This is a genomic window from Pseudomonas protegens CHA0 (assembly GCF_000397205.1).
Classification (GTDB): Bacteria; Pseudomonadota; Gammaproteobacteria; order Pseudomonadales; family Pseudomonadaceae; genus Aquipseudomonas; species Aquipseudomonas protegens.
Genome location: NC_021237.1, coordinates 3,988,464 through 4,009,307, shown reverse-complemented (window position 1 = coordinate 4,009,307; position 20,844 = coordinate 3,988,464). Strand labels below are relative to the sequence as shown.

15 protein-coding genes are annotated in these 20,844 nt (G+C 65.8%); 9 read left to right on the top strand and 6 right to left on the bottom strand.

What is annotated here, in order from left to right:
• Positions 1 to 160 precede the first annotated feature (160 nt).
• A complete protein-coding gene (locus PFLCHA0_RS17835; RefSeq protein ID WP_015635993.1) occupies positions 161 to 2,089 on the top strand; it encodes a hybrid sensor histidine kinase/response regulator in 1,929 nt (642 codons plus the stop codon).
• Positions 2,090 to 2,118: 29 nt separating this feature from the next.
• On the opposite strand, the gene PFLCHA0_RS17830 is transcribed toward PFLCHA0_RS17835, so the two are convergent.
• From PFLCHA0_RS17830 to PFLCHA0_RS17810, 5 genes are all read right to left on the bottom strand, one after another.
• Entirely contained in the window at positions 2,119 to 3,558 is a 1,440-nt protein-coding gene (locus PFLCHA0_RS17830) for an amidase (RefSeq protein WP_011061815.1), read from the bottom strand.
• A gap of 88 nt (positions 3,559 to 3,646) precedes the next feature.
• Positions 3,647 to 4,819, bottom strand: coding sequence for an amidohydrolase (locus PFLCHA0_RS17825; RefSeq protein WP_015635992.1), 1,173 nt, complete (start codon positions 4,817 to 4,819; stop codon positions 3,647 to 3,649).
• Positions 4,820 to 4,869: 50 nt separating this feature from the next.
• Positions 4,870 to 6,174 (bottom strand): MFS transporter, encoded by a 1,305-nt coding sequence (locus PFLCHA0_RS17820; RefSeq protein ID WP_015635991.1) that lies wholly within the window; start codon positions 6,172 to 6,174, stop codon positions 4,870 to 4,872.
• A gap of 110 nt (positions 6,175 to 6,284) precedes the next feature.
• Positions 6,285 to 7,646: a DUF1329 domain-containing protein gene (locus tag PFLCHA0_RS17815; RefSeq protein WP_015635990.1), complete on the bottom strand. Its 1,362-nt coding sequence runs from the start codon at positions 7,644 to 7,646 to the stop codon at positions 6,285 to 6,287.
• Between the two features lie 34 nt (positions 7,647 to 7,680).
• Entirely contained in the window at positions 7,681 to 9,432 is a 1,752-nt protein-coding gene (locus PFLCHA0_RS17810) for a DUF1302 domain-containing protein (RefSeq protein WP_015635989.1), read from the bottom strand.
• Between the two features lie 126 nt (positions 9,433 to 9,558).
• Here PFLCHA0_RS17810 and PFLCHA0_RS17805 point away from each other — a divergent pair, with 126 nt between their 5' ends.
• A complete protein-coding gene (locus tag PFLCHA0_RS17805) occupies positions 9,559 to 10,515 on the top strand; it encodes a LysR family transcriptional regulator (RefSeq protein WP_015635988.1) in 957 nt (318 codons plus the stop codon).
• 178 nt (positions 10,516 to 10,693) lie between these two features.
• Here the strand turns inward: PFLCHA0_RS17805 and PFLCHA0_RS17800 are convergent, their stop codons facing one another.
• Complete coding sequence (locus tag PFLCHA0_RS17800; RefSeq protein WP_015635987.1) at positions 10,694 to 11,713, bottom strand: AraC family transcriptional regulator; 1,020 nt, start codon at positions 11,711 to 11,713, stop codon at positions 10,694 to 10,696.
• Between the two features lie 103 nt (positions 11,714 to 11,816).
• On the opposite strand from PFLCHA0_RS17800, the gene PFLCHA0_RS17795 reads away from it, so the two are divergent.
• The 7 genes from PFLCHA0_RS17795 (at position 11,817) to PFLCHA0_RS17765 (ending at position 20,844) form a co-directional block, all read left to right on the top strand.
• Positions 11,817 to 13,712 (top strand): acyl-CoA synthetase, encoded by a 1,896-nt coding sequence (locus PFLCHA0_RS17795; RefSeq protein WP_015635986.1) that lies wholly within the window; start codon positions 11,817 to 11,819, stop codon positions 13,710 to 13,712.
• 238 nt (positions 13,713 to 13,950) lie between these two features.
• Positions 13,951 to 15,267: a flavin-containing monooxygenase gene (locus tag PFLCHA0_RS17790; protein ID WP_015635985.1), complete on the top strand. Its 1,317-nt coding sequence runs from the start codon at positions 13,951 to 13,953 to the stop codon at positions 15,265 to 15,267.
• Complete coding sequence (locus PFLCHA0_RS17785) at positions 15,267 to 15,677, top strand: RidA family protein (RefSeq protein WP_011061806.1); 411 nt, start codon at positions 15,267 to 15,269, stop codon at positions 15,675 to 15,677. Before PFLCHA0_RS17790 ends, PFLCHA0_RS17785 begins: the two co-directional genes overlap by 1 nt.
• A gap of 70 nt (positions 15,678 to 15,747) precedes the next feature.
• Positions 15,748 to 16,425 (top strand): DUF1028 domain-containing protein, encoded by a 678-nt coding sequence (locus PFLCHA0_RS17780; protein ID WP_011061805.1) that lies wholly within the window; start codon positions 15,748 to 15,750, stop codon positions 16,423 to 16,425.
• The gene (gene argE, locus PFLCHA0_RS17775) at positions 16,418 to 17,581 is read left to right on the top strand and encodes an acetylornithine deacetylase (protein ID WP_011061804.1); all 1,164 of its coding nucleotides are present in this window, start codon (positions 16,418 to 16,420) and stop codon (positions 17,579 to 17,581) included. The genes PFLCHA0_RS17780 and argE overlap by 8 nt, the downstream gene beginning before the upstream one ends.
• Positions 17,582 to 17,811: 230 nt before the next feature.
• The gene (locus PFLCHA0_RS17770) at positions 17,812 to 19,302 is read left to right on the top strand and encodes an aldehyde dehydrogenase (protein WP_011061803.1); all 1,491 of its coding nucleotides are present in this window, start codon (positions 17,812 to 17,814) and stop codon (positions 19,300 to 19,302) included.
• A 93-nt stretch (positions 19,303 to 19,395) separates the two neighbouring features.
• On the top strand, positions 19,396 to 20,844 hold the full coding sequence (locus PFLCHA0_RS17765; protein WP_011061802.1) for an APC family permease: 1,449 nt from the start codon (positions 19,396 to 19,398) through the stop codon (positions 20,842 to 20,844).

Here is a 20,844-nt window from a genome sequence, read left to right as displayed (position 1 = left end):
TCCACGGTCAACCGTCTGTCCCTTGCGTTGTCGAGCCAGGCATGCGATTCCACACAGACAGCTGCAGGCGGTGCACACTGGCCCGAGCCCCGGTCGATGAATGCTGCGGCGCTGCAACGTTTCGCCGATTCGATGAAAAAAATACCCGACGGAAACTGCCATGCCTGATCTGCCCGAGCCGTACCGCCCTCTCACTGACGATCGCTTCCGCCTGCTGGTCGATGCGGTGGTGGACTACGCGATCTACATGCTCGACGCCCAGGGCCGGGTCGCCAGTTGGAACAGCGGTGCCCGGCGCTTCAAGGGCTACCGGGAGGAGGAAGTGCTGGGCCGGCACTTTTCCTGCTTCTATACCCCCGAGGATCGCCAGGCCGGTTTGCCCCAGAGGGCGCTGGACAGTGCCGCGCAGTGCGGGCGTTTCGAAGGCGAGGGCTGGCGCCTGCGCAAGGATGGCACGCGGTTCTGGTGCCATGTGGTGATCGACCCGATCCGCGACAGCGCCGGCGGGCTGATCGGCTTTGCCAAGGTCACCCGGGACATGACCGAGCAACGGGCCGCCGAGCAGACCCTGAAACAGAGCGAACAGCAGTTCCGCCTGCTGGTGCAGAGCGTGACCGACTACGCGATCTACATGCTCGATGCCCAGGGCCGGGTCAGCAGCTGGAACCTGGGGGCGCAACGGATCAAGGGCTATGCCCCAGAGGAAGTCATCGGCCAGCACTTTTCACTGTTCTATACCGCCGAGGACCGGGCCAGCGACGAGCCGCGCAAGGCCCTGGAAGCCGCCGCCCGCGAAGGCCGTTTCGAGAAGCAGGGCTGGCGCCTGCGCAAGGACGGTACGCGGTTCCTGGCCCATGTGATTGTCGACCCGATCCGCGCCGACTCCGGGGCCATCATCGGTTTCGCCAAGATCACCCGCGACATCACCGAGGTGGTCCAGGCGCAGAAGGAACTGGAGGTCGCCCGCGAAGCGCTGTTCCAGTCGCAGAAGCTCCAGGCCATCGGCCAGCTCAGCGGCGGCATCGCCCATGACTTCAACAACCTGCTGACGGTGATCCGCGGCAACCTGGAGCTGCTGCACAAACGGGTCGGCGATGACCCCAGGCTGCGGCGCCTGCTGGACAACGCGCTGCAGGGCACCGAGCGCGGCGTGACCCTGACCCAGCGCATGCTGGCCTTCGCCCGGCGCCAGGAGTTGAAATCCCAGGCCCTGGACCTGGGCCAACTGGTGGCCAGCCTCAGCGGCCTGCTGTGCAGTTCGGTGGGGCCCAGGATTGCCCTGCGGGTGGAGATGGCGCCGGACCTGCCGGCGGTGCAGGCTGATCTCAACCAGCTGGAACTGGCGCTGCTGAACCTGGTGAGCAATGCCCGGGATGCCATGCCCGAGGGCGGTTCGATCCTGATCGAGGCGCAATTGCGCGGGGCCACGGGCAACCTGGTCCGGGGGCAGTACGTCTGCCTGGCGGTGATCGACGATGGCCAGGGCATGGACGAACAGACCCTGGCCTGCGCCGCCGATCCGTTCTTCACCACCAAGGGCCTGGGCAAGGGCACCGGCCTGGGCCTGTCGATGGTCCACGGCCTGGCCGAGCAACTGGGCGGGCGCCTGGTGCTCCAGAGCCGCCTGGGCCAGGGCACCCGCGCCGAGCTGTGGCTGCCCCTGGCGAGCGCGGCCAAGGGTTCGCCGGGCAGTGAGGCCATGCCGGCCCCGGGCCCGGACCACCCGCCGCTGTGCGTGCTGCTGGTGGATGACGACAGCCTGGTCCTGGACAGCACCACGCTGCTGCTGGAGGACCTGGGCCATCGAGTCATCCGCGCCGCCAGCGGAGCCCAGGCGCTGCAGTGTCTTGAGCAGCACCGGGACATCCAGCTGATGATCAGCGACATGGCCATGCCACACATGGATGGCCGCCAGTTGGCCGAAGCGGTGCGGCGCCTGCACCCGCAGTTGCCGATCATCCTGGCCAGCGGTTATGCCCAGCGCCAGGACGGCCCGGTACCGGAGCTGCCACGGATCTTCAAGCCCTTCAGCCAGGCGCAGTTGAGGGACGCCCTGGCCCAGGTCCTGGCGCAGTCTGCGGCGGGCTGACTGCGGCGCACGGCAAGAGGGTGCAAACCCTACACCGGCGACACCTGCTGGGCCATGGCCGCGCCGGTCATGGGGGCCTGTGGAAAGGGCGCGGGAAATGCACGCTCGTAAGCCCGGCATACCCGCAGCACCTGATCGTCGGCAAATCGCGCGCCAACCACCTGCAGGCCGATGGGCAATCCCGCCTCCGAGAACCCGCAGGGCAATGAGGCAGCAGGTTGCTGGGTCAGGTTGAAGGGGTAGCTGAAAGGCGACCACTTCATCCAGTCATCGATTGCGCTGCCGGGCGGGGTGTCGTGGCCGGCCTCGAACGCGGTGATCGGCAGCATCGGGCAGACCAGCAGGTCGTAGCGGCTGTGAAACATGTTCATGTGGGCCATCAAGGCCGCTCGGGCTTCCTGGGCCGCGGTGAAGTCGGCGAGGGTGGTGTGGCGGCATTCTTCGGTAAAGCGCAACAGGCCCGGATCGAGCATGGCTTTCTGGGCCGTGCTCAGTTGCCGGGCCAGCGTCTGTGCGCCGGCGTAGATCACGCTCTTGAACAGTTGCAGGGGGTCGTCGAATCCCGGGTCGACCGCTTCGACGATCGCCCCCAGTTGTTCCAGCCGCGCCACGGCCTGCGCCACCTGGCGAGCGACCTGCGGATCAACCTGCACATAGCCGAAGTCTGCGCTGTAGGCGATGCGCAGGCCGTTGAGGTGGGTGCTGTCGGGCAGCCACGGGGTGTGTCGCGGGGCTCCCATCAGCGCGTCCCGCGGGTCGGGGCGGGCGATGGCCTGCAGGAGCAGCACGGCGTCTTCCACGGTGCGGGTCATGGGGCCCAGGTGAGACACCAGGGTCGTCGCGCTGGCCGGGTACTGGGGGATGTAGCCAAAGGTGGGCTTGAAGCCGAAAGTGCCGGTAAAGCTGGCGGGGATGCGGATCGAGCCTCCGGCATCGCTGCCCTGATGCAGCACGCCCAGATTGAGCGCCGCGGCCACCGCTGCGCCGCCGGAGGAACCGCCGCAGGTCATGCGGGTGTCCCAGGGGTTGCGGGTGATGCCGTAGAGCGGGCTGTCGGTCACGCCTTTCCAGCCGAACTCCGGGCTGGTGGTCTTGCCCAGCACCACGGCGCCGGCCTCCCGCATGAAAGTGGTGACGGGCGCGTCGACGTCCCAGGGGCCTTGCGCACCAATCGTCAGTGATGCCTTGCGCGACGGCATGCCCCGGGTCGGGGTCAGCTCCTTGATCGATGTGGGCAGGCCGTCGAGGGCGCCGCAGGGCTGGCCCTTCATCCAGCGCTTTTCAGCTTCGCGTGCGGTGTTCAGCGCGCCTTCGGGATCGGTGTAGCAAAAGGCATTGACCCGCGGGTTGAAGCGCTCGATGCGGGCCAGTGCGTCCTGGGTGACCTCCACGGGAGACAGCTGCTTGTCACGGTAATGACCGAGCAGCTCGATGGCGCTCATGTCGGCGATGGCGGTAGCGTTTGGCATGGCAGTGTCCTGATAGGCGGGTGCAGGGCTGGCCTGCACAAGACAGTGTGTGGGCGCCCAGTTCGGGGCACCCCGAGAACCAAGCGCCTCAGCGCAAGTAGCCTTCGACCAGTTCCACCCAGCACGCTGCGCCCAGGGGAATCAATTGATCGTTGAAGTCGTAGTGATCGTTGTGCACCGAGCAGCCGTTGAACTCCCCGGTGCCATTGCCCAGGCCGAAATAGCAGCCGGGCACTTCGTCCAGCATCCAGGCAAAATCCTCGCTGCCCATGGCCCTGAATGACACTTGCTCCACCACGTTCTCGTCGCCCAGGGCCTTGCGCGCGGCGTCGAGCATCTGTTGCGTCTCGGCGACGGTGTTCACCAGGACCGGGGCCAGCAACTGATAGTCGATCTCGGCGGTGACCCCGAATGCCGCGGCCTGGCCCTCGACGATGGTGCGGATCCGCTGCTCGACCTGTTGGCGGATCGCCGGGTCAACCGTGCGCACGCTGAGTTCCAGCATGGCCGATTCGGGAATGATGTTGGTGGCGGTTCCGGCCTGTACCTTGCCGATACTGATCACCACCGCATCGTTGGCGCTGATGTTGCGCGAGACCACGGTTTGCAGGGCACTGATGATGCCGGCCAGGGCCGGGATCGGATCGACGGCGCGCTCCGGCACGGCGCCGTGTCCGCCTTTGCCGGTCAGGGTAATGCCGACCCGCTCGGACGAGGCCATGACCCCGCCGCTCTTGATGATCGCGTAGCCCACGGGAAACCCCGGCATGTTGTGGAAGGCGTACACCGCATCGCAGGGGAAGCGCCGGAACAGCCCGTCGGCCATCATGCTCCTGGCGCCGGTCAGGCCTTCTTCATCCGGTTGGAAGATCAGGTTCAGCGTGCCGTCGAACTCGCCGTGCAGGGCCAGTTGTTCGGCCGCCGCCAGCAGGGTTGCGGTGTGGCCGTCATGACCACAGGCGTGCATCACCCCGGCGCGTTGGCTGGCCCAGGGCAAGCCGTTGCGCTCGATGATCGGCAGGGCATCCATGTCCGCCCGCAGGCCCAGGGTCCTGGAGCCCGAGCCGCGACGCAGGACGCCGACCACGCCATGGCCGCCCACCCCGGTGTGGACTTCATAACCCCAGCCTTCGAGCAGGCCGGTGACCAGGGCTGCGGTGTCCAGGGTGTCTTCACCCAGCTCCGGATGGGCGTGGATGTTGCGCCTGATCTTCAGGAAGCGCTCGGTGCTGGCTTGCAGTCGGTCTTGCAGAGAGGTCATGTTCACAACGGATTCCTTGTTCCAGGTAGAGGGGCAGTTGCAGGTCGGATTCAGGGACGGCCGGGATATTCCGGGTAGAAACGCAGGGCCACGCCACTGAGCACGATGGCGCTGCACAGATACCAGGCAGGTACCAGCGGGCTTGCGGTCACGGCGATCAGCCAGGTCACGATCAGCGGCGAGAACCCCCCGAACAGGGTGACCCCGAAGCTGTAGACGATCGACAGCCCGGTGACTCGCTCGTCACGGGCGAAGGCTTCCATCAGCAGCGCCAGGCCGGCGCCGCCGCTGATGGCCATCGGCAGGATCAGCATCGACACCGCCACCAGGCAGAGCAGGGTGCTTTGCAGGCCCAGCAGCATGAAGGCCGGGTAGGTCAGGATGATCTGCAGCCCGCACAGCCAGTACAGCAAGGGCTTGCGCCGTGGCATGCGGTCAGCCCATCGCGAGGCCAGCGGGGGAACGACCGTCAGCAGGACGCAAGCGAAGGCCACCAGCGAAAAGGCGAAGCTGCTGGAGTAGTGCAAGGTCCGGGTGAGGTAGGTCGGCATGTAGAACACCACCATGTAGGAGGTGACCGTCGAACTGGCCATGAGCAATATGCCCAGCCCCAGGGTGCGCGCGTGCTTGCGCAACAGGTCGCGAAACGGCGTCGGGTTCTCCGGGTTCTGGTGGGTTTCATCCAGGTGCTTGCGGATGTACCAGCCCACCGGGCCTATCAGCAGGCCGATGATGAACGGAACGCGCCAGCCCCAGCTGTGCAGCGCCTGCTCCGACAGAACACTGGTCAGCGCCAACCCGGAAAGCGCCCCGAGCAGGGCGGCAGCGCCCTGGCTCGCGCCTTGCCAGCAGACCATGAAGCAGCGGTTGTCGGTGCGCCCGGACTCCATCAGGAAGGCCGACGCGGCGCCAACCTCACCGCCCGCGGAAAAGCCCTGCAGCATCCGCCCCAGCACCAGCATGATGGTGGCGAAGATCCCGATGCTGGAATAGGTGGGGGTAAAGGCAATGATGCCCGTGCCGATGGTCATCAAGGCAATGGTCAGCGACAGCGCCTGCTTGCGGCCGTAGCGGTCGGCCACCCGGCCAATCAGTACCGCCCCTAGCGGGCGGACGACAAAACCCAGGGCGAAGGTCACCAGCGACATCATCAGCGATGCCAATGGGGAGTCGGAGGGGAAGAACAGCTGGCCGATGATCACCGCGAAAAAGCTGTAGACGGTGAAGTCGTACATCTCCAGCGCATTGCCCAGGGAGGAGGCGACGACCACCCGGCGCATGTTGCCGCGGGGTATTGCCGGTGCTGTGCTCGGCGCGTATTGAAGCGGTAGCGAAGGAGCGGGGGTGCTTTTCATGGCATTTTCCAAAGAGTGGCGGTTGGCACAGAGGCTGTGCCCACCGCCAGTACGAGGTCCTGGCGCCCCCTCGGCGAAGGCGCTGTTGTTCGAGCCGTCGTGACCCGAGTTCAGCGCACCCCACTCTGGCGCAAGGCGTTGGGCGTGAACTCGGCCTCCAGCGCCTTGACGCCGAACTGATAGTTGCTCTTCTCTTCGTTCTTCAGGCCCAGCACCAGGTAGCGGCCGCTGACCATGTCATTCAGGGTCTCGGCGGTGTACCAGGGCACCTGGCTGTTGTAGTAGGAAAGCTGGTGGGCTTCGGCAACCCGCCACAGGGTATTGCGCCCGTCGTAGTGATCGATGACCGCGGCCTGCCAGGAGTCCTCGTCGATGTAGAAATCGCGCTTGGCATACACATGGCGCTGGCCGGGTTTCAAGGTCGCGACCACGTGCCACACACGGTGCAGTTCATAGCGCGCCAGGTCCTGGTTGATGTGCCCGGCCTTGGTGATCTCGGCGTACTTGAGCGTGGGCGAATCGAGCTTGTAACTGTTGTAGGGGATGTACAGTTCCTGCTTGCCCACCAGTTGCCAGTCATAGCGATCCGGCGCGCCGTTGAACATGTCGTAGTTGTCCACCACGCGCTGGCCGTCGGTACTGGCGGCCGGCCCGTCGTAGGCCACCTGCGGGGCCCGCCGCACACGGCGCTGGCCGGCGTTGTAGATCCAGGCCTGGCGCGGTTCCTTGACCTGATCGAGGGTCTCGTGAACCAGTTCCACGTTGCCGGCCAGGCGCGCTGGCGCGACCACGGTCTGCTTGTTGTAGAACAGCACGTTGCTCGGCTTGGCCGGATCGTAGTCGGCGAGGCTCTCGCGCAACACGTACTGGTGGGCAAAGGTCACGGGTGTGCCGTTGCCCTGGACATCCGGCACGATCTGCACCATCTGGCGCTTCACGCTGTCACCGCGATAACGGGTGATGTGGTTCCAGATCACCTCCAGCCCATTCCCGGGAATCGGAAACGGATAGGCCTTGGTGAAGTGCTCCAGGCCGTTACCGCCGGCAACCAGGGTGGTGTTCAGGGCGTTCTTGCGGGCTGCCTCGACGATGCTCGGCGGTACGTTGGCGCTGCGGTGAGTGGGGTAGACGTTCATCCGGTAATCGGGGTAGCGCTTGAACATCGCGACCTGGCCCGGGGTCAGGCGGCTTTTGTACTGCTCGACGTTCTGCGAGGTAATGCTGAACAACGCATGTTCGCTGCCATAGGGGTCGGCGAGAAAACCTGCGCTGTCGACCGTCCCGGCATTCTTCGCCAGGCCGCCGGTCCAGGCCGGAATGGTGCCGTCGGCATTGCCGGCGCGCTCGGCACCCACCGGGGTCAGCGTGGTCTCGAGCTTGGCCGCCTCTTCGGGCGACACTGCGGCCATGGCCGACGTGCAAAGCAGCAGCGACAACGCACTGCCGTGAAAAAACGACTTCGAAATGTTCATCGCACCCTGTCCTGTTCGATTGCTGATTGTGGATTCAAAAGCTCACGCCGAAGCTGAGGGCGACGAAGTCGCGATCAGTCGAAGTGTTGTAGGCGCCACCGAAGAAATCGGTGTAGGAAAGACTCGCCGAGTAGGTATTGCGAAGGTCGGCATCCAGGGCGAGGCTGATGGCCTTGCTGCCTTGGTTGAAGTTGGGGCCGTAGCCTTGCACGTCATGGGACCAGGACAGGCTGGGCTTGAGGTTCACCCCGGCGATCACGTTCTGATAGTCGAGGATGGCGCGGCCGCGATAACCCCAGGAATTGGCGCTGTAGAAGCCCTTGTTGTTGCAGTTCTGCGGGTTGACCGGGTTGGCCATCAGCGCGCAATTGCGGTTGTCGGGCAGTTCGCCGTTGCCGAAGATACTGTCCCGGCCGAAGCGCAAGGCGTTGCTGTTGATATCCCCCAGGTGGTTGTAGCCGATCTCGGTAATCAGGCTCAGGCGCTCGGCGGCCCAGACCTGGTCGATGAAATGGGTGAGGGTGATTTGCGCCTGGGTCACCGGCTTTCGCACATAACCGTGGAAGCTCTCGCCTGGCACTGGCTGCGCAAAGCCGCTGGTGAAGATCGGCGCACCGAGATCGGCCGCCATCGGGCCGGCGAGCGCGGCAATGGTCACGTCGCTGCCGTTGAGTGACAGCGGCATGTTCGGCCGGTAGCTCAGTTCGCCGGAAACCGCAGTGGTGCCCAGGGTGGTGGCAAAGCTCAGGCCATAGAGGCGGATGTCTTCCGGGTACTCGATGAAGTACTCGGCGCTCGATGCCCTGGTCCCAGGCTTAACCGCGAAGGGGGCCGTGCCGACCGTGCCACCGAGGAAAGGCGCGCGGCTGTGGTAGTTCAGGGCATACAGGCCGAACTCGGTGTTGTTCAGCGCCTCGACCTGCCAGCGCAGGGCCATCCCGAACTGGCCACTGTCCCGCGCGTCGCGGTCGCCACCCCGGGTGAAGTGATACTGGCCATTGGGGTCCCAGGGGGGCGAGAAACCCATGCGGGTATTGCATCCATCGGCCATCACGTCGGAGCCGAAAAAGGTCCCGCAATTGTCGACGACGGTCTGGTCCCATTCCAGTTGATAGAAAAATTCGGCAGAGAGGTTTTCGCTCAGCCCCTGGGACAAAAACAGCATGTTGACCGGAATCAGGCCTTCCTTGATTTCGGCTCCCGGGCGCCGGAAGGCAGCGACATCCGTCGGGTTGATCACGTTGATGCCATTGCCGATGAAGGTACTTTCCCCCCAACTGACCACCTGTTTGCCCAGGCGCGCATTGCCGGGCTGATCGGCGATGAAATAGTTGTGATAGACAAAGGCGTCCAGCAGCTGCGCGCCCGAGGACTTGGCGGCTTCCTTGCGATGCTCATCGCTGATCTGCACATAGCGCCGGCTCTCGTCCTTGAGCTCGAAGTCGTACCAGTACTTGCCCCGCAGGAATACTCCGCTGTCGCCGTAGCTGAGCTGCAGGTCGTGTACGCCCTTGAAGATCTTCGAGAAGGTTTCGCCCTTGCGAAAGTTCAGCCGGCCGTCGTCGGAGGATTGGCTTGAGGCGTGCCCTGCGTTCCACGTGCCGATGAAGGCCCGGTCCGGGTTGCGCAGTGCCCAGCTGGCGCCAATGGACAACGAAGAATCGAATTGCCCCTGGATCTCGCCGATGTCGAAGGTAGCGGCCTGGCCAGGTGCGCTGATGCTCAGTGCAAGTAGCGTTGGCAGGCCCAGTAAGCGGAATGGATCAAGCTGGAATTGGTGCGCCACAGAACTTCCCCATCGTTTTTTTTATTGGAGGCAGTACGTGTTGTCTGCCGGGCGATGCTGGTGGTGGAGAATCTTCTGGGAGCGTGTTAAGAGTGTCCAATGCAAAGATAGGGCTGGATTAATGCAGTGAACGACTTAATCGATCTGAAACGTGTGCGCCATCTGGTCTATCTGAGCGAGGAACTGCATTTTTCCCGCGCTGCGGCTCGGGCCAACCTGTCGCAGACGGCGTTCAGCCGCAGCATCCAGTCGCTGGAAGCGGACCTGGGCGTTCGGCTCTTCGATCGTGATACGCGCACGGTGATGCTCACCGCTGCCGGGCAGCAGTTGATCGGGCGTGCTCATGAGCTGCTCGGTTGCGCCAGGAAGCTGGTGGCGCAAGCCATCGATATTGCCGGCGCCGAAGGTGGGGAACTGCGCCTGGGCATCAACCCGATGGCGGCCACGCTCAACACCGTCGATATTCTCATCAGGTTGCGCAAACAGGTCCCCAGGCTGGTGCTCAATGTCCAGGTCGGGTACTGGAATCAGTTGTGCCACCTGCTGGAAACCGAGCAACTGGATTTCGTGGTCGCCAGCCTCAAGTCGGGCGAGGAAATCGACCCGCGCTTTTCCGTGACCCATCTGCCGCCTCAGCCGGCCTCGGTGTTCTGTCGCCGCGATCACCCGCTGGCCCGCCAGGCAGGCCCGATTGCCCGTGCCCAGATCCTCGACTACCAGTGGAGTGGCGTGTCGCCGTCCAACGAAGCTTCGCTGTATGCCCTGTTCGATCTGGCGCCGGGCACCTTGCTGCCCTGGACCCTGAGCTCCAACGATCTGAACCTGTTGCGCGAAACCACCCTGAGCAGCGACTCGTTGCTCCTGACCTGGCGCTCGTGGCTCGACCAGGACCTGCACAACGGGCTGCTGGTGGACCTGGCACCGTTCATACAGCCGCCCTGGCCGGCGGATGTGCTGACCATCCGCTACGCCGTGGTGACCCATGCCGGACGCACGCTTTCACCGATTGCCCAGCAAGCCGTGGACATGATCGTCAGCGAAGCCCCGGGGAGTGCCGGGCTGTCGACATTCCCGGGTGCTTGAACCGCGGGTGCCGGGGGGGGCTCAACCGGCCGCCGCAAAGGTCTGTACGAAAACTCGCCGAGCAAAGATCAGGCAAGGCAAAAGCAGGCGAGGAAGCCGAGTTCTGCGGCCTGAATGAGCATGCCGAGCCTGTCTTCAACGCAGTCTGATCGAAGCACAGGTAGTTTTCGTACAGAGCCTAAGGTTGCGCAAGGTGCCTTTGGCGACATGCGCTGGGGCTCTGGCCGAACCAGCGATAGCAGGCGCGGGTCAGCGAGCTGGGGTCGCCGTAGCCCAACAGGAACGCCACTTCGGTCAGGGCGATCTGCGGGTGGGGCAGCAGCGACTCAAGGCGTTTGCGGCGCAAGTCATCGATGATTTCCTCCACCCGCAAGCCTTGGGCTAGCAGGCGGCGCTGGAGCATATGCCGGGGCATGCCCAGTTGTCCGGCCAGGACCGGCAGCGTGCAGTTGCCCGTCACCAGCAGGCGCTCCACCAGTATTTCCACCTGGCGCCCCAGGTCCAGGGGGTGGCTCTGGATCAGGCGGCGGACAATGCGCTCGGTGGTCTCAAGCATTGCCGGGCTGGCGCTGGCCAGCGGGGTACTGAGCAAGCTGGCGGGAAAGAGCAGGGCGTTTTCAGCCTGGTTGATGCGTACCCGGCAGCCATACAGGGCGCGATAGGCCTTGGCGTCGAGGGGGCTGTCATGCCTGAAATTGATTTGCCATTGCTTGCCGGTGTGGTGGGTAACCCGGCGCAGGAAAGCCAGGGCAATGCCATGGACCAGCTCGCTCAATTGCCGGTCGCCCAGCCTGCTTACACTCAGGTCATGCTGCAGGTGCCAGGCGGCATATTGGCCCTCGACGCTCAGGCGCAGGTTCAGCCCGGGGGAGTGGTAGGGCATGTAGCGAGCGACCCGTTCCAGGGCATCGGCCAGGTGGCTGGCGTGGAGCACGATGAGGGCCAGCGGCCCGAGGATGGAGACGTCCTGCAGGTTCGCCATGCGAGCGCCGAAATCCGCCAGCGACAAGGCCTGCGAGGTGATCTCCAGCAACTGCGCGACCTTCTCCAGGGGCAGGCTGAAATGGGCGTCGTCGAGCTGGGCCTGGGTCATGCCGACACGGGCCAGCAGGGCCTGGGCGTCACCGCCATGCTCGCTGACCAGTCGGGTGAAGCCGGTCAGGGCAGGGGCCCTGACAAACAAGGGGGGACGGTTCATTTTGTTCCCGAATGCCAAATTCTTGTTATCAAATGCCAAGTAACCTAATTCGCCTCATGCCAGCATCTCAAGTCAAGAAAATTCATGATTCGAGGTCTTGGAAATGCTTTGCGACTATCAGGACGTTCTGCAGATCGAGGCGGGTCCTCAGCCCTTTGCCGATATCAACAACACCTATGCGTTGATCGAACGCAGCGCGAGCCAATGGCCACAGGCCCCGGCCCTGAGCTTCTTTCTGCGGGTCGAGGATCATGCGCGGCCGGTGCGCTGGACATACGCCCAACTGCTGGCGGACATCACTCGCGCAGCCAACCTGTTCGAGCGCTTGGGGGTACGGCGGGGCGACGTGGTTGCGCTGATCCTGCCGAACTTGCCGCAAACCCATATCGCCATGTGGGGCGCGCAGACCGCGGGTATCGCCTTTGCGGTCAACGTCTTGCTGGACGGCACGCAGATGGCCGAGCTGCTGGCGACGGCCAAGGTCCGCTGGATAGTCACGGTAGGCCCCGAGCCGGATGCGCAGATCTGGCAGCGGGTCGAGGGCGCGATTGCCCGCTTGCCCGGCCTGCAAGGCGTATTGGCTGTCGACCCGATGCGGCACCTGCCGGGCCATGGGCAGAGCGCGCCGCTGCCCGCGGAAGTGGCCGGGGTGCCGGTCCTGGATTTTTTCGCCGAACTGGCCCTCGAGCCAGGCGAGCGCCTGCGGTTTGCCCCGCCGGGCCTGAACGACGTGGCGGCCTACTATTGCACCGGTGGCACCACCGGCTTGCCGAAAATTGCCCGTCACAGCCAGCGCAATGAAGTGATCTTCTGCGGGCAACTGGATGCGGTGATCGGCGCGCCGGTCCTGCGGCCAGGACGCACCGTGCTGACCGCGTTACCGCTGTTTCACGTCAATGCGCTGATCGGTTGTGGCCTGGCGGCATTTGCCCAGGGCGGTCATGTGCTGCTGGCACCACCGGCGGGGTTTCGCACGCCGGGATTCATGCCGCGGTTCTGGGAGATAGTCGAAACCCATCAGGTCAGCAGCTATTCAGCTGTGCCCACGGTCTACGCCGGCCTGTTGCAGGTGCCCTGCGCGGGGCATGACACAAGCTCGCTGACGGTGGCGATCTGCGGCGCGGCGCCGATGCCCAGGGACTTGCTGCGCAAGTTCGAGCAACAGACAGGCCAGCGCATTCTCGAAGGCTATGGCTTGACCGAGGGCACTTGCGCGTCGTCGGTCAATCCGGCGCGCGGTGAGTCGCGCATTGGCTCGGTCGGCCTGCGCCTACCCTGGCAGGACATGCGGGTGATGATCCTCGATGAGCGAGGTGCCTGGTTGCGTGATGCGCAAGTCGATGAGGTGGGGGCGATCTGCATCAGCGGTCCCAATGTCTTCATCGGCTATCTGGACAGCGCCCATGATCAGGGGGCGTGGTTCGATACTGTCGCCCTCGACGGTGTGTCCGAACAGCGCTGGTTCAACACCGGGGACCTTGGGCGCTGCGATGGCGAAGGTTACTTCTGGCTCACCGGGCGCAAGAAGGAACTGATCATCCGCGGGGGGCACAACATTGAGCCCAAATACATCGAGGAGGTGCTGGCCACGCACCCCGATGTGGCGTTGTGTGCAGCGGTGGGCCGGCCCGACGCGCATGCCGGGGAAGTACCGGTGGCCTATGTGCAGGTGCGCGCCGGGAGTGCCATCAGCAGCGCCCAGTTGCTGGACTACGCGACGCGGCATATCAGCGAGCGCGCAGCGGTGCCCAAGGCGATCATCCTGGCCGACGCGCTACCCGTCACCGGAGTGGGCAAGATTTTCAAGCCCGCGCTGGTCATGGCTGAAATCGAGACAGTCATACGCCAGGAAGCCGCCTTGCTGGCCATCGAGCTGCAAGAGGTGAGGGTGGTGCAGAGCGCCAGGCAAGGCCTGGTGGCGAGCTATCGCTGCACAGATGAAACCTCGCGACTGGCCGAGGCTTTGAGCCGCTACACCTTTGTCAGTGAGCGAAGCTGAGCCTGGGCTCCAGGCCGCGGGCCCGAGTGCTTGCGATGCAGCGCCGGTGTTGTGAAGTTGCACGCTTCGCATGCTCGCGCGCTGCCTCGCTTTTTCTTATCCAGCGAGCACATTTTTAATATTTTTCCTTCGCAGGCGTCTGTCGCACCATCTGTGGCATCCGACTTACCCCCGGGTTCTGAACAGCGTGCGCCCAGCCTTCCGGCCGGCGCCATTCGTCTCGCAGAAGGACACAGACATGACCGTAGAACAACCCATACAAGTGGACACCCTGGTGGTGGGCGCAGGCCAGGCCGGCGTGGCCATGAGCGAGCACCTGAGCAAGCTCGGGGTGCCGCACCTGGTGCTGGAGCGCAGCCGAGTGGCCGAGGCCTGGCGCACCGGGCGCTGGGATTCCCTGGTGGCCAACGGGCCGGCCTGGCACGACCGCTTTCCCGGGATGGAATTCGATGTCGCCGCCGATGCCTTCCCGGCCAAGGACCAGGTGGCGGACTATTTCGAAGCCTATGCGCGCAAGTTCAATGCGCCGATCCGCACCGGCGTGGAAGTGCGCAAGGTACTGCGCAATGTCGGCCGCCCGGGCTTCACCGTGGAAACCTCCGAAGGGCTGATCCAGGCCCAACGGGTGGTGGCCGCCACCGGGCCTTTCCAGCGTCCGGTGATCCCGCCGATTGCCCCGGCCAATGACCGGCTGACGCAGATCCACTCCGCCGAATACCGCAACCCGCAGCAACTGCCCGAGGGCGCGGTGCTGGTGGTGGGCGCGGGGTCGTCCGGGGTGCAGATCGCCGATGAGCTGCAGCGTGCGGGGCGCCGGGTCTACCTGTCGGTGGGGGCCCACGACCGGCCACCGCGCTCCTATCGCAACCGGGATTTCTGCTGGTGGCTCGGGGTGCTGGGAGAGTGGGACGCCGAGATCGCCAAGCCGGGGCGCGAGCACGTGACCATTGCCGTCAGCGGCGCCCGCGGCGGCCAGACCATCGACTTCCGCGCCCTGGCGCACCAGGGCATCACCCTGGTGGGGCTGACCAAGGCCTTTGCCGGCGAGCACGTGACCTTCCAGGCCGACCTGCTGGACAACCTGGCCCGGGGCGACGAGAACTACCTGGCATTGCTGGACGCGGCGGATGCCTACATCGCCCGCAACGGCCTCGACCTGCCCCTGGAGCCCGAAGCCCGCCGGCGCCTGCCGGACCCGGACTGCGTCAAGCAGCCGATCCTCGAACTCGACCTGCAACAGGCCGGCATCACCTCGATCATCTGGGCCACCGGCTACGCCGTGGACTTTTCCTGGCTGCAGGTCGACACCTTCAGCGAACAGGGCAAGCCCCTGCACCAGCGCGGCGTGTCCCGCGAGCCGGGGGTCTACTTCCTCGGCCTGCCCTGGCTGTCGCGCCGTGGCTCGTCGTTTATCTGGGGGGTGTGGCACGACGCCAAGCATGTCGCCGACCACATCGCCACCCAGCGCAAGTACCAGGCCTACAGCGACGCCCGGCCGCCGGCGGCTACCGCCGAAGCACCGGCCCTCAACCTCAGCCCCGTGGGAGCCCACTGATGCCTACTCATACTCGCATCCGCATGTTCAACACCAAGGACACCTACCCCAACCAGTCCCTGGACAACGACCTGTGCCAGGCCGTGCGCGCCGGCAACACGGTGTATGTGCGCGGCCAGGTCGGCACCGACTTCGACGGCCGGCTGGTCGGCCTCGGCGACCCGCGGGCCCAGGCCGAGCAGGCGATGAAAAACGTCAAGCAACTGCTGGAAGAGGCCGGCAGCGATCTGAGCCACATCGTCAAGACCACCACCTACCTCACCGACCCGCGCTACCGCGAGCCGGTGTACCAGGAGGTGGGCAAGTGGCTCAAGGGGGTGTTCCCGATCTCCACCGGGCTGGTGGTCTCGGCCCTCGGCCAGCCGCAGTGGCTGATGGAGATCGACGTGATCGCGGTGATCCCCGAGTGAGGGGGTTGCCGAAGGTTCCGGCGGCCTTGTGCCGCGCTTGCCACAAGGCCCTGTGGGCCAGGGAGTTTGCATGACTTTTTCCATCGTTGGACGCTGCGCCGAAACCGGCCAGCTGGGCATCGCCATCAGTTCTTCCAGCATCGCCGTGGGCGCGCGCTGCCCCTGGGTGCGGGCCGGAGTGGGCGCGGTGGCGACCCAGAACGTCACCTTGCCGGCCCTGGGCCCGCAGATCCTCGACCTGCTGGAGGGCCAGAAGCTCGACCCGGCCAGCGCCCTGGACCGGGCCCTGGGCAGCAACGGCTGGAGCCAGTATCGCCAGGTCACGGTGATCGACAGCCAGGGCCGCACCGCGTTGTTCAGCGGCCAGGAAGCCCTGGGCCAGCACAACGCGGTGGCGGGGGAGCAGTGCGTGGCGGCCGGCAACCTGCTGGCAGGCCCGCAGGTGATCGAGGCCATGGTCCAGGCCTTTGAAAACACCCCGGGCATGCTGGTGGAGCGCCTGCTGGCGGCGATGCAGGCAGCGATGGCGGCGGGGGGCGAGGCGGGGCCGGTGCATTCGGCGGCGCTGAGCGTGGTGGACGACCTGACCTGGCCCATCGTCGACTTGCGGGTGGACTGGGCCGACGCCGACCCCATCGGCCAGCTCGCCGGCCTGTGGCAGGCCTACCGGCCGCAGATGCAGGACTACCTGACCCGCGCCCTGGACCCGACGGCGGCGCCCAGCTACGGAGTGCCGGGCAATGAGTGAACAATCGAGCCGCGAGTTGTTGGCGCGGCTGGTGGGCTTTGCCACGGTCAGCCGCGACTCCAACCTGGAGCTGATCGGCTTCATCCGCGATTACCTGGCCAGCCATGGCGTGCACAGCGAGCTGATCTACAACCCGGAGCGGACCAAGGCCAACCTGTTTGCCAGCATCGGCCCCGAGGATCGTGGCGGTGTGGTGCTGTCCGGCCACACCGACGTGGTGCCGGTGGACGGCCAGGCCTGGAGCGTCGAGCCCTTTGTCCTCAGCGAGCGCGAAGGGCGCCTGTACGGCCGCGGTACCGCCGACATGAAAGGTTTCATCGCCTCGGTGCTGGCTGCGGTGCCGGGCCTGACCCGGCGCCGCTTGCGGCTGCCGGTGCACCTGGCCTTTTCCTATGACGAGGAGGTGGGGTGCCTGGGGGTGCGGCCGATGCTTGAGCGAATGCAGCAGCGGCCGCACAAACCGCTGCTGTGCCTGATCGGCGAGCCCACCGAGCTGCGCCCGGTGCTCGGCCACAAGGGCAAGCTGGCCATGCGCTGCCAGGTGCGCGGCGCGGCCTGCCATTCCGCCTATGCGCCCTATGGGGTCAATGCCATCGAGTACGCGGCGCGGCTGATCGGCAAGCTGGGGGAGATCGGCAGCCGCTTGGCGCAACCCGAGCACCACGACCCACGTTTCGATCCGCCGTTCTCCACGGTGCAGACCGGCACCATCCAGGGCGGCCGGGCCCTGAACATTGTGCCGGCCGAGTGCCAGTTCGATTTCGAGGTGCGCACCCTGCCGGGCTATGACGCCCAGGCAGTGGTGGACCAGTTGCAAGGCTATGCCCGGGACCAGCTGCTGCCGCAGATGCAGGCGGTGCAGGCCGACACCGGGATCGCCCTGCAACCTCTGAGTGCCTACCCGGGGCTGGCCACCGCTGCCGACAGCGAGGCCGCCGAACTGCTGGCGCTGCTCAGCGGCTCGCGGGAGTTCGGCACCGTGGCCTTCGGCACCGAGGGCGGGCTGTTCCACCAGGCCGGGATTCCCACGGTGGTCTGCGGCCCGGGCAGCATGGACCAGGGCCACAAGCCGGACGAGTTCATCAGCCTTGAGCAACTGCACGCCTGCGACGCCCTGTTGCTGCGCCTGGGCGACTGGCTGGAGCACCCGGCCTGAACCGGATGTGCTCAACCCAGGCTCCCTCGCCGTGGGACAGTGCCCATTCGCCGCCATCCGGACCTCCGGATGGCGGCGTTTTGCGTGGGGCGCCAGGCCGTCTGGTTGCAGAGCTTTTTCATGGGACTCGAACATATTTTTAGTATTTTTCCTCTGGCCCGCTGTGACGCACCATCGCTCTGGACCCAATAACCAGCAGGCCGTCGCAACGGCCGATGAGGGAATGCAGCGTGTTCGATCTCGGTTACTGGCAGCAGCGGGCTGCCCGACAAACATTCATTGACCAGGCGCTGATCGGCGGCCAGCGGTTGTCCGCCGAATCCGGCGCTACCTTCGATGCCATCAACCCGGCCACCCGCCAGGTGCTGGCCCGGGTCAGCGCCTGTGGCGCAGCCGAGGTGGACCTGGCGGTGGCCGCCGCGCGCCGGGCCTTCGAGCACGGGCCCTGGGCGCGCATGGCCCCGGTGGAGCGCAAGAAGGTCTTGCTGCGCCTGGCCGAACTGATGCTGGCCCACCGCGAGGAACTGGCCCTGCTGGACAGCCTGAACATGGGCAAACCGGTGATGGACGCCTGGAACATCGACGTGCCCGGCGCGGCCAATGTCTTCGCCTGGTACGCCGAAAGCATCGACAAGCTCTACGATCAGGTGGCCCCCGGCGCCCGCAACAGCCACGCCAGCATCAGCCGCGTGCCCCTGGGGGTGATCGGCGCGGTGGTGCCCTGGAACTTCCCCCTGGACATGGCCGCCTGGAAGCTGGCGCCGGCCCTGGCGGTGGGCAACTCGGTGGTGCTCAAGCCCGCCGAGCAGTCGCCGTTCTCGGCGCTGCGCCTGGCCGAACTGGCCCTGGAGGCCGGTTTGCCGGAAGGCGTGCTCAACGTGGTGCCGGGCCTGGGCAGCGAAGCCGGACGGGCCCTGGGCCTGCACCCGGACGTGGATTGCCTGGTGTTCACCGGCTCCACCGAGGTGGGCAAGTTCTTCATGCAGTATTCGGCGCAGTCCAACCTCAAGCAGGTCTGGCTCGAATGCGGGGGCAAGAGCCCGAACCTGGTGTTCGACGACTGCCAGGACCTGGACCTGGCCGCAGAGAAGGCCGCCTTCGGCATTTTCTTCAACCAGGGCGAGGTGTGTTCCGCCAACTCGCGGCTGCTGGTGCAGCGCAGCATCCATGAAGAGTTTGTGGAACGCCTCAAGGCCAAGGCCCGGGACTGGCGGCCGGGCAACCCGCTGGACCCGGCCAGCCGTGCCGGGGCCATGGTCGACGCGCGCCAGACCGCCAGCGTCATGGGGCATATCGCGGCGGCCCTGGAGCAGGGCGCGCAGCTGGCCTGTGGCGGCCGGCAACTGAGCATCGATGGCAGCGACAACTACATCGAGCCGACCATCCTCACCGGCGTGGGCCCGGCGATGGCCATCGCCCGGGAAGAAGTGTTCGGCCCGGTGCTGGCGGTGACGCCGTTCGACGACGAGGAACAGGCCATTGCGCTGGCCAATGACAGCGTCTACGGCCTGGCCGCCTCGCTGTGGAGCGACGACCTCAACCGCGCCCACCGGGTCGCCGGGTGCTTGCGGGCCGGCACGGTGTCGGTCAATACCGTGGATGCCCTGGACGTCACCGTGCCGTTTGGCGGTGGCCGGCAGTCGGGGTTCGGTCGCGACCTGTCGCTGCATGCCTTCGACAAGTACACCCAACTGAAAACCACCTGGTTCCAGCTGCGCTGAGCGCTGTGAACCCTCTGCGGCGCCGGGCTGGCGCCGCTGCACCTGCCGCCCCGGCGGCAGGCCCACAACAACAATAAGAACGGAGTGCGTGCCATGACTGCAAATCTCTCCACGGGGGCCTTGAGCCCCACCAGCAAGGGCGGCCTGCGCCGGGTCCTGGGCCTGGGTTCACTGGTCTCGGTGGCTGTCGGCCTGGTGGTGTCCCAGGGGGTGATGGTGCTGATGCTGCAAGGGGCGGGGATGGCCGGGCTGGGCTTCTTCATCCCGCTGCTGCTGGCCTACCTGCTGGCCCTGACCTATGCCCTGTCGTTTTCCGAACTGGCGCTGATGGTGCCCCGGGCCGGCAGCCTGAGCAGCTACACCGAGGTGGCCATCGGACATTTCCCGGCGATCCTCGCGACCTTCTCCGGCTACATGGTGGTGGCGATGTTCGCCCTGTCCGCCGAGCTGCTGCTTCTGGACCTGATCATCGGCAAGGTCTACCCCGGCGCGTTGCCGCCGATGCTGGTGGCCTATGGGGTACTCGGGGTGTTCACCTTGCTCAACCTGTTGGGCATCGACGTCTTCGCCAAGCTGCAGACGGTGCTGGCGGTGGTGATGGTGGTGATCCTGCTGACCCTGGGCCTGGGCGCCGTGAGCAGTGCCCAGGCCGACCTGCAACTGCCCCTGGACCAGGGCTGGAACCCCTTGCAAGTCGGCGCCCTGGCGCTGGCGGCCATGGCCATCTGGGGCTTTGTCGGTGCCGAGTTCGTCTGCCCGCTGGTGGAGGAAACCCGCAACCCGGAGCGCAATATCCCGCGTTCGATGATCATCGGCCTGAGCGTGATCTTCCTGGTGATTACCCTCTATTGCCTGGGTGCCTTGCTCTGTGTGCCGCGGGCGCAACTGGCCAGCGATCCGCTGCCGCATTTCCTGTTCGCCACCACGGTGTTCGGCGAGGCCGGCAAGCTGTTCCTGGTGGGGGCGGTGATCACTGCCACCTGCAGCACGGTCAACTCGTCCCTGGCGGCGCTGCCGCGGATGCTCTACGGCATGGCCCAGAACGGCCAGGCCTTTCCCCAGTTCAAGCGCTTGAGCCCCCGTGGCCGTACGCCCTGGGTGGCGGTGCTGTTCGTGGCGGCGCTGACCGGGCTGCCGATCCTGCTGCTGGGCCAGGACCCGGATTCCATCAGCCTGCTGCTGTTGGCCGCCGCCCTGGCGTGGCTGCTGGCCTATATCGTCGTGCACATCGACGTGATCGCCCTGCGCCGCCGCTACCCCGATGCGCCACGGCCGTTCCGCTCGCCGTTCTACCCCTGGCCCCAGGTGCTGGGTATCGTCGGCATGCTGTTTGCGATCTACCACGTTTCCCCATCCCCCGAGATGACCGCGCGGATCTTCGGCAGTGCCGGCGTGGTGCTGGGGGTGATTTCGCTGATCGCCGTGGTCTGGATCAAGCTGGTGATGCGCAAGCCGCTGTTCGTTCCCGAACCGCTGCTGCCCGGCGAACCGACCCTGGCAACCCAACCTTCCCTTGAACCCGCCTACCGTGCAGGAGAATGA